Raw genomic sequence first — 11,568 nt, 5'->3', positions numbered from 1 at the left:
GATTGGATTCATGTTGCAAGCAACGCCTCACAACCTGAATCTTGATTTCATATGAAATCGGGCTTCTTTTGGACATTACAAAAACTCCCATCATAGGTAGAAGTAGAATTTCATTTTTTCTACTGTCTACTATGATGGGAGCATATCATTATGCGGGCAACCCTTTTTATCATCATTATAAATTTATGAAATTAGAACTGACATCATTCAGGAAAAAGGTTACCTATCGGTTGTCCACTTTTTCCGGATAGAGGTCATGATTCATCAGACGGTTTGCAGCGATCTCCTCGTATTTGGTCCCCGGACGACCGTAATTGCAATACGGATCGATGGAAATGCCGCCCCGCGGGGTAAATTTGCCCCATACCTCGATATATCTCGGATCCATCAGTTTGATGAGGTCATTCATGATGATATTGACGCAGTCCTCATGAAAGTCCCCATGATTGCGGAAGCTGAACAGGTACAGCTTCAAGGACTTGCTCTCCACCATCTTGATATCCGGAATGTAGCTGATGTAGATGGTCGCAAAGTCCGGCTGTCCTGTGATCGGGCACAAGCTTGTAAATTCGGGACAGTTGAATTTGACGAAATAGTCGCGGTAAGGATGCTTGTTGTCAAAGCTCTCCAATATGCCGGGATCATATTCAAACGTATATTTCGTGCCTTGGTTGCCGAGCAGGGTAACGTCTTCCATTTCTTCTTTTTGTCTTCCAGCCATATAAGGTAGCTCCTTTATTAAAATGAATAAATGCTCAATCAGGCGCAGCGTATTTTTATAACGTCACACGCCGCGTTTATTGCCCCAAACGAGCGTGTGCAATTGCGGCAGGACACGCACATCGTTCAACCGGTCGGATTGCATGACGGCATCGACAAGCAACTCGTACCGATCCAGCAGATGGGAGACCAGCGAAGTGGTATCGCCTGTACCTACATCGGGATTGCCGGTCTGCAAATAAAACGGCACGTTCGGGTATCGCTCATGGACCGTTTCCGCATAGCTGAGGTCTTTATCGTCAAATACGACAACCTTGAGGCTGAAGGATCTGCCGGGCGCCCGAGCGGACAGCTTGGAGACGATATCATCGAGTTTGCCCCAGTCCGTAGTCATACCTGAGCTTGGCGGCTTGGGGGAGATGGTGACCTCATCAATGTCATTCAGCCAATCCTGCCAGCGTGAACCTTGGGTCTCCACGGCAACGGTGATTCCATGTCGGTGCAGCTCATCCACAAGCGTGCCGAGCTGCGAGAGAAGAGCGGGATTGCCGCCGGACAGGGTGACATGATCGAAGCGCTCACCGCCCAGCCGGTACAGCTCTTGCCAGATTTCGTCTGCATTCATGCGCGAAATGGTGTCCTTGGCGGATCCGTCCCACGTAAATGCGGAGTCGCACCAGGAGCAGCGATAATCGCAGCCCGCCGTACGAACGAACATGGTCTTGCGGCCAACGACCATGCCTTCACCTTGAACAGTAGGACCGAAAATCTCCATCACGGGAATCGGACGGTCCACTGCTATGACCGGGGAGGAGGCAGTTGAATCGTTCTCAGGCTTTACATGCACATTATTCATCGATCATCCACTCCCGTCTGACCTCAGCGTAGCTGGTCGGCGTCTCGAACAGGCGAACGAATTCGGTTCGTGTGCCTTGTTGCTCGTGCGACTCTCTGCTGCGAAGGGATTCTTCCATTTTTTCAAACAGCCAGACCACCATGTTTTCCGCTGTTGTGTTCATTGGCGGCAGGGTCTCGTTCAAGTAACGGTGATCCAGATAAGGTTCAATGTCCGTTTTCCAGCAGTCCTTAATGTCCCCGAAATCCACGGTAATGCCCACTTCATTGGGAGTACCGCTGATACCAAAGACCACTTTGTATGTGTGGCCGTGCAGGTTCTTGCATTTACCCTCATAGCAATGCAGATGATGGGCAGCATCGAAGGTAAACTCCTTGGAGACAAGCACCCGCTTCCGATGGTAACGCAGGCTTCCGGCATCGATGTCCTCGCCAAGCTTCTGCAGATGCTCTACAATGCGGAAAGCCCCGGGCTCGCGGCTCATATCAGACGCCCCCTTCGGATACATGATTACGGCGCTGCATATAGTTATCGAGCCCCGCTTTTCTCAGCTTGCATGCAGGACATTCCCCGCAGCCATCGCCCTTAATGCCGTTATAGCAGGTTAACGTATGGTCCCGAATGTATTCAAGTGCATTCATCTGGTCGGCTAGCTCCCAGGTTTCCGACTTGTCGAGCCACATGAGCGGCGTGTGAATGACGAACGGGTAATCCATGGCCAGATTCAGCGTAACGTTGAGTGACTTGATGAAGCTATCCCGGCAATCGGGATAACCGCTGAAATCCGTTTCGCATACGCCCGTGATCAGATGTTTGGCACCGATCCCCTTGGCCAGCACAGCGGCAAAGCTGAGGAACAGCAGGTTCCGACCCTCCACAAACGTAGTAGGCAAGCCGTCGCCTTCGGCAATTTCGATATCGCTGCGCGTCAGCGCATTCGGTGCCAGCTGATTCAGCAGGCTCATATCAAGCACGGTTTGCTTCACGCCTTGTTCTTTGGCGATCTGTGCCGCGCATTCTATTTCAAGCTTATGGCGTTGGCCATAATCAAAGGTTACGGTTTCCACTTCGGCGAAGCGTTCCTTCGCCCAGAACAGGCAGGTGGTGCTGTCTTGACCACCGCTGAAAACAACGACCGCTTTTTCATTTTTAAGCATAAAAAAACCTCTCATCCTTCATATTTTAAGAACAGCCGAAAGGGCTGAACCTGTAGAAGAAAGAGAAGTTCATTGAACTGAATCCGTAAAAAAACAAGCCTTATTCTTAGGGTGCAGCACCGAATAAGACACGATAGTTTTTTATAGAGGGAGTTCACGAACCTCTCCCACACACCGCGATAGGCGTATGGATTGTCTTCTGTTGTCCTTGTGACCGCATAGGGTGTTAGAATCCAGCATGCAGTCTGATTACGCCCTCCATTATAACACGGCCCGATTATTTGATAAACACTCCGCCAAAGGGAATTGCTTCCCGCAGAAAACGCTTGATGATGCCTTCATCGTTTAATTCGTCCACGAGTCGCTGATTCTGGCGTCCCGCTTGAAACAATACGTAACCGTCACCGGTCAGCTTCCAGTGGTAGTTCATATGCTGGCTGGCCAGATGATTGCCGTATACGGTCAGGTCCAGCTTGGCCGCTTCCGGATAGGCGATGATGCTCCCGGCGTCCACATACAACGGCTCGGTAGGATGCAGCTTGACTTTACATACCGGACCTTGGGTCAAAATGCCGATGCTGCCATTTCCGGAAAACTTCATCTTAATCGCGTCTCGCGTGACCAGCATGTTCTTGATCTTAAGGATTCGTGTCTGCATCGTAACATGCTGGGTATAAAAGAAAACATGCCGAAAATCATAGAGCATGTCCTGTTCGCCTTCCAGCTCAATTTCATGCATATTGAAGCCTGGGGGGAGCGCAGCCGTAAACTGACTGGGCCCTGTAATATCGGCTCGAATCAGTTTTTTCTTGCGGTATATGCCCTTTACGTTCATGAGACGGTCGCTGCGTCCGGAGGAGGGCCCCCGATAGGCAACGATTTGCTCAGGATGGAGGACATGGGCCGTGTCCCCTTCAGTCAGGGAGAACGTAACCGCTTGTCCCGCTCCGCTGCCGGCTGCATCTTCCATTCGGATAATCATGGCCGCGCCTCCTTTTGCCTGGTTGGATGATAGGAATCTGGATAAGAGCTTGTCCTATTTAGAACGATTCGTTCGGCGCATGCCGAATCGCAGGACGCGAATGATGACAAAGTATCCGGCAGCTAATGCCACGGCGGTGATCGCCACGGTCTTTATACGTTCCGCCCCGCGATTTCGTGCGGCTTCAGCCTCCTGAAGCTGGCTTACCATTTGGGTTAATTGCTGGTTCTGCTCCGCGAGATTGGAGTTCTGCTCCGCCAGCGTCAGATTTTGCTGTTGCAGCCGTTCGGAAGCGATTCTGGCTTTATCAAGTTCCTGCAGGGCTTGGTTATAGTTGCTCTTGAGCTGGTTTATTTCATCGGGCAGTCCGGAGAACTGCTGGATATTATCGTACAAATTATTAAAGTAATTGGCGCTGGCGGTCCGTCCACCGGCCGGCAGCGCGATCCCCGCCACCAGCAATAGGAGAGAAAGTTGAATTAGCTTGGATTTTGTCGGCTTATGCAAGAGGGACCACCACCATTCGATTATTTATAGTAAATACGAATCAGATTCCGACAGGTTTCTATTAATATATTACCCACATTTGCGATGGAAGTGAATCTATTAGCAGGCCAAGTTGTTTAACTAGCTCAAGTAAAGGTTAATGTATGTAAGTAAGAGCCCAACAAGCCATCCCATACGAATGATCATAAAATGAACTAGCAGATAAAAGGAGATTACAATCATGATAAAGGATAACAACGTGAAGAAAATTATGATTACAGTGAATGGAAAACCCGTGGGTAACGGATTATTAATTGATAAAGTAACGTACGCTCCCATTCAACGTACATCAAGACATACTGGAGATAAACCCGTTTCGGCAGCAGAAATAGGTTAATAGACCCACTGTATAGTGAAATCAACAGCCTTTAAAAACCCGGAGAACGTCTCCGGGTTTTTTGCGTTTAATAACGAATAGAACTTCATTCTTTTGCTTATGAGTGTGGCATAAAAACAGAGAAATCGTCTGAATATGACTGAATTTGGAAGAAAACGTTACAAATTTATACAACTTTCCTTTATACTAGGTTGTAACAAGTACTCATATACATATACCATAATTATGAAAAAAGGAGTTTTGAAGAAATGGCATTTTGCACTCATTGCGGCAACGAATTAACGGACGGCGTCGCACATCAATGCGTTGACGACACCGCAGCGAATCCTAAGAAATATACGGCAGCAGCGACGGAGCCGGAACAAGAGCGCGGAGCATCTTCATCTTCTGGGGCTTCAGCTGCCAAGGCTGCGTCAACGATTCAAGTCGATGGTCAGGTGCTGCTGAAGCTATTGAAAAATCCGATGAGTGCTTTGAACATGCGGGGAGATCAAACTGGTTTAATCTACGGCCTGATCGGAATGGCTTCCAGCATCATCGGATTTTGGTTGTTCGGCCTGGGCATTAAGCAGGTGTTCTATTCCGGATTGGGGATGGTATCAGCCTTGTTAAGTAATTTCGGCATGGGGAGCCGGGCACTTTTACTGGGGCTGTTCTCAACCATCATTTTATTGGGTTCCTTCTGGTTTACGGGCAATATGATTACGAAGCAGAAACTTGACTTGAAGGAATTCATTGCGAAGATCGGTTCTTTTCAGCTGCCGTTCGGAGCGGCGCTTATCGTAAGCGGATTGATCAGCTTCATGTCGTTAAAGCTGGCATTCCTCATCCTTGTATTTGCTTTAATGACCGGACTGGCGGCGAACAGCGCAGCCATTATCGAATTGTACCGCATCGGATCCAACCAATGGATAAAATTTTTAGGGGTAGCTATAGGCATTTATGTATTATTATTTGCCATTGTACAGACCGTATTATTGTAGAAATAAGTCAATTACGAGGCAGAAAAAGACTTCCTGGTCCGACATCTGACAAAAATCAGCATATCCAAAAGACCGCAGCTGCTAGGGCTGTGGTCTTTTTTTGTCGAATTCATAATAGGAACATATGTTCCGTGACAGTAAGATGTCCATCTGTATTGGTACATTATTAGAAGAAGAGGAAAGAGGTGGATGTATTGCAGTCTGGCTTGTTTTCGGATTTTACATGGAGCCACAGCCATGTATTCGCTGGGGGCACTAGTCAGGTCTTTCTGCTGATCGAGTGGAGGGCTGGTGTGTTAAAGCAAAAAAAGAAGTCTCATGGCGGCTTTAATCAGCCCATGGCTGAAGATGTCCAATTACACCTTCAATTAGGGGAATACGTTCAAGTAGGACATATGTATGGATGCCATGGCGAGATATTGAATGATCGCAACATTTCATTGTCTTTAGGTTCTTTGTCGGAAGGGAGAACCAAACAGCTGGTTCTTGAGCTAAGTGTCGGAGCCAGGCAATCGGGGGTGTATCCCATAATTACCGCTCTATGGACCTATATGGATGTTCAGAAGCAGCAGGTCGTCTTGCAGCCGTCTCGAACGATTCCGCTTCAATTCAGCAATCATACGGCATTGAAATACCGGGGAGCAGATGATCGCGTTGAGAAGGTGCTGAAGTTATACCAGAATGCTTCCATTCTGGAGCAAGCAAGAAGAGAGCTGGAACGGGGGAAGCTGGCTCGAGGAGAAGAAATGATTCGTAGACAGGCAGATGAGATGCTTTTATACGCAATCCGATTTCGGGATGCGGATTATTTGAGGGAGGCAGAGACCCTATATCAACTAATTGGATTGTATCTGAATACATATCGGCAATTATCTTCTGAAAATGCGAATAGGAAGAGGGACTTTAGACTTAAGGAATAACTGGGAATGAAGAATCTGTATATAAAAAAGGAAAAATGATTTCAGGGTCGAATGTACTATTTAGCAGTCAATAAATGTATGTCTAATTTACTAGAAAGATAGGGAGAATGCCATATGACAGACCGACTGATCCGACTAATGAGAATCATTACCCTTGTACAAGCAAGACCAGGTATACTGGCTCGAGAGCTTGCTGAACGTTGTGGAACCAGCGAAAGAACCATTTATCGGGATATGGATGCCCTCAGCGCCATGCATATTCCCATCACTCACCAAGGCCGAGGCCGAGGCTACACATTTATCGGGCATTTTGCAATGTACCCGCTTGGTTTAACGGAAGAGGAGGTACAGGCGTTATTTAAGCTATTGACCATATTGGAGCAAATCAAGTCGATGCTGCCCGATGAATTTGAAAGCGCTTATGAAAAGGTATTGGCTGCTGTATATAAGCAAAGCGCGGAAAAAGCTGAAATTCAGGCCGGGGACCGGGATGAATCCTCCACCGGTCTATAACGGTTCCACTACGTGTAACAATTAAACCTCGAACGAAAGGACACATCTTCATGTGACTATCGTCGAGGTTTTTATTAGTTTATGGGGAATTAATTATCTCATGTGGAGATGCGAATAGAGTAGTAAATTAGAATCAGGATAGGAATATTATACCAAAATAGATGATTATATGATAATATAACTATAATTTCTCTCATTCATCCAAAAATGTCATGGATGTGTAATTGTGAGAGACGGCGGTTGATGTCCCTAAGCAAGGGCGTAGGAAGGAGATATGGAGCAATAGCATAGGTTTATTCCACAACTTGTATAGGAGGATATTCATGAAGAAGATCTCGATCAGTGTATTAACGGTATTGTCCTTGTTCGTCGGAAGCTTCTATCTGAACACGGTGGAGGCAGCGCAAGAGAGTAATGCAGACAAGACGGTGGAGTCTCGTGACACGCAGACTAGTCATTTTACGGATATTCAAGGGCACTGGGCCCAGGGCGCTATTCAAGATGCAATCCAACGAGGTTATGTGGATGGTTATCCGGATAAAAGATTCCTGCCTAACAAGCAGGTAACTCGAGCGGAATTTATTAAAATGGCAGTTTCGGCCATGGATATCGAAGTGGCTTCCTTAAGTTCAGGTTCTTGGTATGCTCCTTACGTAGCTGCCGCAGAATCGGCAGGAATCTATAAGGCTGGCGATTTCGGTAACAGTGACTTAACGAAACGAATGACGCGCGAAGAGATGGCTAAGTTAGCGGTAAAAGCGCTGGGATATAAGAACGTGGAAGATAAGCAGTGGATGTATCTTGCATCCAAGGACGGTATCATATCCGGGACTGCACCAGGTGTAATATCGCCTAGTGGTACTACGACAAGGGCTCAAGCTATTGCGGTTATAGAGCGTTTGCTTCAGGTAAAAAGCGGCAAGGAGCTTCCCGTTGATAAATATGCCGTAGCCGCGGCTGAAGTGTATTGGCATAAGACGAATATTTTCTCGGTGGCACCGGAGATTTTTAATGGGCCGGATAACAAAGCTAATACTGGAATAAATTCTTGGAAAGTCTCGAATTTGAAATTCGAAGGAAAAGACGGTACCACTATACAGGTTGAAGATCTTCTAGCAATTGATTGGAATGACCCAAGAGATCCGAACAGGAGTTTACTTCCAACAAAAAATAAACTTTCATATAGAACTAATAGCGGGGATTGGGCAAAATTTTCAGATGATCTCAAATGTTACGTTATTATTGTCAAGGCTCATATAGTAATTAACAAAAATCCAAAAGGATATCCTATAGCGGATCGTGTAAATCTTCAAATTCATGGTTATAATGGTGTTCCGACTGGAAGTAATCTGATAATGCCTTCAGTTATTGAATCAAGTGATTCTAGCAAAAAAATTTACGGGCTAGTAATTCCAAAAGAGAAATTTAGTACAGATGGATCTATCAGAGTTTCCATAGAGTCTATTTCAGCAGGGGCACCAATCATAAGTCAAGTCCTTTCCAGATCAATATTGATTAGGTAGGAGGGCTTTTGAAGATGTCACGAACTCTTTCGTTATTGATGTCATTTATTTTCTTTATTAATATTATTCTTTTCTATCCAATTGTAATTGATGCAGCAGGGGATATAACAAAGGATATCGATTACGAAATGGTAAAAGATCCTGATGATTATGAGTATGGTGGTTTTTTGTTTTCGGATAAAAAGCAATTAACCACGAAGTCGATCTCTGTCAAAGTCCCGAATGGAAAAACAATCAAAAAATTAGAGTGGATTGATAAGAGTACAGGTGCAACTATTCGTCCATTTGCTGGTTTTACACCGGGCGTTAATAAATGGGAGAATAAAACTGATACTTTAAGTGGTACTAAAACAAGGGTCCGATCGGAAGAAAATACGAATTATGGTGGGGTCTATTATTGGGATCGTTGGTCCATTTTTGATGCAGGTAATTGGTATGGGAAACATTGGAGAGCCTCAGGAGGCGCTGTAAGTAAGAGAGACAGTAGAGGTTGTGACGACTCAGCTGCAACTGAAAATGTTCAAGGCAACTCACTTCCGAAATATCCAAACTGCACAGATGATGCGCTTGAGGCAAAGATCCCCCGAACTAAACCGTTTTATGTTATTGACGCTAACTCCCCCTTCTATAACCTGTGGATTAAAGATGGAGGAATTTCAAAAGAAGAGGTTGAGGCCACGAATGTTAGAGTTGATAGGAACTCATTAATTGTTAGCGGTAGTGTTCCGACAGATACAGGGTATGCTGATGCAAGTACTTTACCAAAGTCAGGGGCACTTGCAAATGTTACGGATTTAAATCTCATAACTATCAATTTTAGTCAAACATTTAATAACGATAAATACAATCATTATTGGGCAAATCCCGGTGCCAAACAGGTATTTTATTTTAATAAATTTTATGCGGATTTTACAACTTACACTTACGTCTACAAAGACAAACTCCTTCGAGCCACCTTTGCAGATGGAACATCAAGCTTAGAAATCACAGGTGCGACGTGCGTGCCACCATCCGGTACCATTCAGCTCACAGCGAAATTAACGAAGGTAGACGGAAGTACATACAATCTGCAAAGACATGAGAAGTTGACTTGGCGAAGCTCGGATAGCAGTGTCATGATTGTCAATGCTTCCGGTGTAGTGACGGCCGTAGCAAGCACGGGACAAGCGACGATTACGGCTCATTTTAAAGATACGACCCAGGCACTGGATGAAACTGACGATGCTTCGATTCAGGTTGGGGCAGGCTCGTCTTGCGGGAATACCGGTGGAGGAGATCCGGGAACAGGTGGCCCACCCAACACATGCGGAATCCAAATCGGTCCGGCGAGAAAGGGAACCGTTACATCGCATACGGTTATGGACCCCGTGGCAACGGGCGTAATTAAGGCGGACAATCGAGACTCTGAAAAGTATGATGTTCTTGACGGGATACCGACTTCGGAATCCCTATATGTCAATGTGTTCGGGCTCAATTATCTGTACAAGAACCGGTGGGCAAACATGTTGGGGGAAATTACCTACACCGTTCCCGTCAAAAAGACGTACATTCTTACCTGGACGATACCGGGAGAACCAAGCTCAGGTCCGGATGATCCCGGTACACCTGATGAACCCATGGAAGAAGAGGTTCAGGTAGAAGAACAAGTTACGATAACTAGACCGTTTTCCTACTGGCAAATCGATAATTTAGAGGTTTATAGGTTAGCCAGATCGACCGTCAGCAATTATGCATTACCGGGCGGATCAGTGAGCCTTACTCCAGCCGGCTACACCCCTCCTGTCCTTACATCCGATCATAGTGCGAACGTTGACGATCATGTGGATCCTGCATCATGCGAAGAAGTGGATTTAGGAACAGAAACTGTTTCAGGCGGTTCGAGCAAACCAGCGGTGCCGACAACAAATTTTACATCTGCAGCGGAGTCGGCTGTAGGTCAAAACCAGGTGAAAAATGATAGAGTCCTGTTTAACGGATCTACCGTCATGAGTGACAGCTGGGCGCAAGGAACGGCACCAACACCAGGGATCATTCCCCCGGCTGCGACGATTCAAAGAGACGTCCTATACGGCAGAAACTATCTCATTAGCAATACATTATTGAATAGAGCGAATACAACGAGCACAGGGACAATTGATTATGATCTCATACCCGGCAACATTAATGGCGGATCTAATCAATCATTTCCGATTCACGCCATCAACACCGTCACCGTCCATACGCCGGTAGTCAATTATTCCTCAGTGACGGATGATCAGGCCCACAATCAGAAGACGACCCCGAACCCGAACCGCTCTGCATTCATCTTGGATCGGCCGTTTACGGTACGCATCCCTACCTCGGGTCAGCACCGGAACATCCAGGGATACGGAGACCGGGACTATGCGAAGTATGTAAGATCGAAGCAGGTGTATTTTCCGTTCGATGTCTACAGCAGCGACAGGAGCACTTTTTATCCAAAAGAAACCTGGATTACAATCCCGACGGCTCAAATGGATACGGAGTTTTTCCTGCCGGTATGGGTGGATGAGGGGGATTATCAGGTATATTTCCGTACGATTGCGGAGAACGCTCCATCCGACTTCACGACGCAGCCCAGCGCGAACCTGGATTTGGCTCACCATGTGGCTACGGATATAGAACCGGTTGAAGTGATCGGGCGCGTATATGATTTCCATATCACGGATATTGCCGATTATAACTGGGAGACGGTCTTCCGCAAACAAAAAGGGAATGCGGCACCAAGCGGCGCGTCCTATTGGACAGGACTTCGCGATATTGACGGTGGAACACGCGGGAACTCGCTGCCGTACACACTTCCCATCGCACCGGGCAAGCATCCGGCACAGGGATATAAGAATGCGGCCGTAAAGACAGGCTACCATTTCAGTGCGACACGTTACTCTATAAGTGCCTAATGGTATGAAAAGAGTGGGTTCTTATCAAATAAAAAGAATAACAACTGATTATTCGAAGGAAGGAATGAAAGCCTTCATGTTGAGCTTAAACTTCCTACCTAATACTCCTACAA

The 11,568-nt window shown here is 46.5% G+C and carries 12 protein-coding genes; 6 read left to right on the top strand and 6 right to left on the bottom strand.

Annotated features, from left to right (window positions below; genetic code table 11):
* Window positions 1–223: 223 nt before the first annotated feature.
* The 6 genes from queF to ACPV3A_RS37005 all read right to left on the bottom strand — a co-directional run bounded on the left by queF (window position 224) and on the right by ACPV3A_RS37005 (window position 4,222).
* The gene (gene queF, locus ACPV3A_RS37030; protein WP_009591586.1) at window positions 224–721 is read right to left on the bottom strand and encodes a preQ(1) synthase; all 498 of its coding nucleotides are present in this window, start codon (window positions 719–721) and stop codon (window positions 224–226) included.
* Window positions 722–784: 63 nt separating this feature from the next.
* Window positions 785–1,576, bottom strand: a complete 792-nt coding sequence (gene queE / locus ACPV3A_RS37025; RefSeq protein ID WP_426204874.1) for a 7-carboxy-7-deazaguanine synthase QueE — start codon at window positions 1,574–1,576, stop codon at window positions 785–787.
* The gene (gene queD, locus ACPV3A_RS37020) at window positions 1,569–2,060 is read right to left on the bottom strand and encodes a 6-carboxytetrahydropterin synthase QueD (protein ID WP_071223496.1); all 492 of its coding nucleotides are present in this window, start codon (window positions 2,058–2,060) and stop codon (window positions 1,569–1,571) included. Before queD ends, queE begins: the two co-directional genes overlap by 8 nt.
* A 1-nt stretch (window position 2,061) precedes the next feature.
* Window positions 2,062–2,733, bottom strand: coding sequence for a 7-cyano-7-deazaguanine synthase QueC (gene queC, locus ACPV3A_RS37015; protein WP_194541411.1), 672 nt, complete (start codon window positions 2,731–2,733; stop codon window positions 2,062–2,064).
* 277 nt (window positions 2,734–3,010) lie between these two features.
* Window positions 3,011–3,715 carry an AIM24 family protein gene (locus ACPV3A_RS37010; protein WP_194541412.1) on the bottom strand — a complete coding sequence of 235 codons (705 nt, stop codon included), beginning with the start codon at window positions 3,713–3,715 and terminating at the stop codon, window positions 3,011–3,013.
* Window positions 3,716–3,769: 54 nt separating this feature from the next.
* Entirely contained in the window at window positions 3,770–4,222 is a 453-nt protein-coding gene (locus ACPV3A_RS37005; RefSeq protein ID WP_339295834.1) for a cell division protein ZapB, read from the bottom strand.
* 220 nt (window positions 4,223–4,442) lie between these two features.
* Here ACPV3A_RS37005 and ACPV3A_RS37000 point away from each other — a divergent pair, with 220 nt between their 5' ends.
* The 6 genes from ACPV3A_RS37000 (at window position 4,443) to ACPV3A_RS36975 (ending at window position 11,455) form a co-directional block, all read left to right on the top strand.
* Window positions 4,443–4,598 carry a hypothetical protein gene (locus ACPV3A_RS37000; protein ID WP_194541414.1) on the top strand — a complete coding sequence of 52 codons (156 nt, stop codon included), beginning with the start codon at window positions 4,443–4,445 and terminating at the stop codon, window positions 4,596–4,598.
* Between the two features lie 248 nt (window positions 4,599–4,846).
* On the top strand, window positions 4,847–5,581 hold the full coding sequence (locus ACPV3A_RS36995) for a hypothetical protein (RefSeq protein ID WP_426204871.1): 735 nt from the start codon (window positions 4,847–4,849) through the stop codon (window positions 5,579–5,581).
* 293 nt (window positions 5,582–5,874) lie between these two features.
* Entirely contained in the window at window positions 5,875–6,501 is a 627-nt protein-coding gene (locus ACPV3A_RS36990; RefSeq protein ID WP_339295836.1) for a hypothetical protein, read from the top strand.
* A 114-nt stretch (window positions 6,502–6,615) separates the two neighbouring features.
* On the top strand, window positions 6,616–7,014 hold the full coding sequence (locus tag ACPV3A_RS36985) for a helix-turn-helix transcriptional regulator (protein WP_194541417.1): 399 nt from the start codon (window positions 6,616–6,618) through the stop codon (window positions 7,012–7,014).
* Window positions 7,015–7,337: 323 nt separating this feature from the next.
* Entirely contained in the window at window positions 7,338–8,537 is a 1,200-nt protein-coding gene (locus ACPV3A_RS36980; RefSeq protein WP_426204869.1) for an S-layer homology domain-containing protein, read from the top strand.
* Between the two features lie 1,001 nt (window positions 8,538–9,538).
* Complete coding sequence (locus ACPV3A_RS36975; RefSeq protein ID WP_426204867.1) at window positions 9,539–11,455, top strand: DUF5704 domain-containing protein; 1,917 nt, start codon at window positions 9,539–9,541, stop codon at window positions 11,453–11,455.
* Window positions 11,456–11,568 lie beyond the last annotated feature (113 nt).

Origin of the sequence: Paenibacillus sp. Dod16 (genome assembly GCF_049893405.1) — a bacterium.
Taxonomy (GTDB): domain Bacteria; phylum Bacillota; class Bacilli; order Paenibacillales; family Paenibacillaceae; genus Paenibacillus_AQ.
The sequence above is the reverse complement of the archived record's forward strand: the minus strand, read 5'-3'. Positions and strand labels throughout refer to the sequence as shown.

Bases quoted from the DNA above. Each gene is read 5' to 3' on its own strand.
- queF (WP_009591586.1), bottom strand. From the start codon at position 721: ATGGCTGGAAGACAAAAAGAAGAAATGGAAGACGTTACCCTGCTCGGC.
- queE (WP_426204874.1), bottom strand. From the start codon at position 1,576: ATGAATAATGTGCATGTAAAGCCTGAGAACGATTCAACTGCCTCCTCC.
- queD (WP_071223496.1), bottom strand. From the start codon at position 2,060: ATGAGCCGCGAGCCCGGGGCTTTCCGCATTGTAGAGCATCTGCAGAAG.
- queC (WP_194541411.1), bottom strand. From the start codon at position 2,733: ATGCTTAAAAATGAAAAAGCGGTCGTTGTTTTCAGCGGTGGTCAAGAC.
- ACPV3A_RS37010 (WP_194541412.1), bottom strand. From the start codon at position 3,715: ATGATTATCCGAATGGAAGATGCAGCCGGCAGCGGAGCGGGACAAGCG.
- ACPV3A_RS37000 (WP_194541414.1), top strand. From the start codon at position 4,443: ATGATAAAGGATAACAACGTGAAGAAAATTATGATTACAGTGAATGGA.
- ACPV3A_RS36995 (WP_426204871.1), top strand. From the start codon at position 4,847: ATGGCATTTTGCACTCATTGCGGCAACGAATTAACGGACGGCGTCGCA.
- ACPV3A_RS36985 (WP_194541417.1), top strand. From the start codon at position 6,616: ATGACAGACCGACTGATCCGACTAATGAGAATCATTACCCTTGTACAA.
- ACPV3A_RS36980 (WP_426204869.1), top strand. From the start codon at position 7,338: ATGAAGAAGATCTCGATCAGTGTATTAACGGTATTGTCCTTGTTCGTC.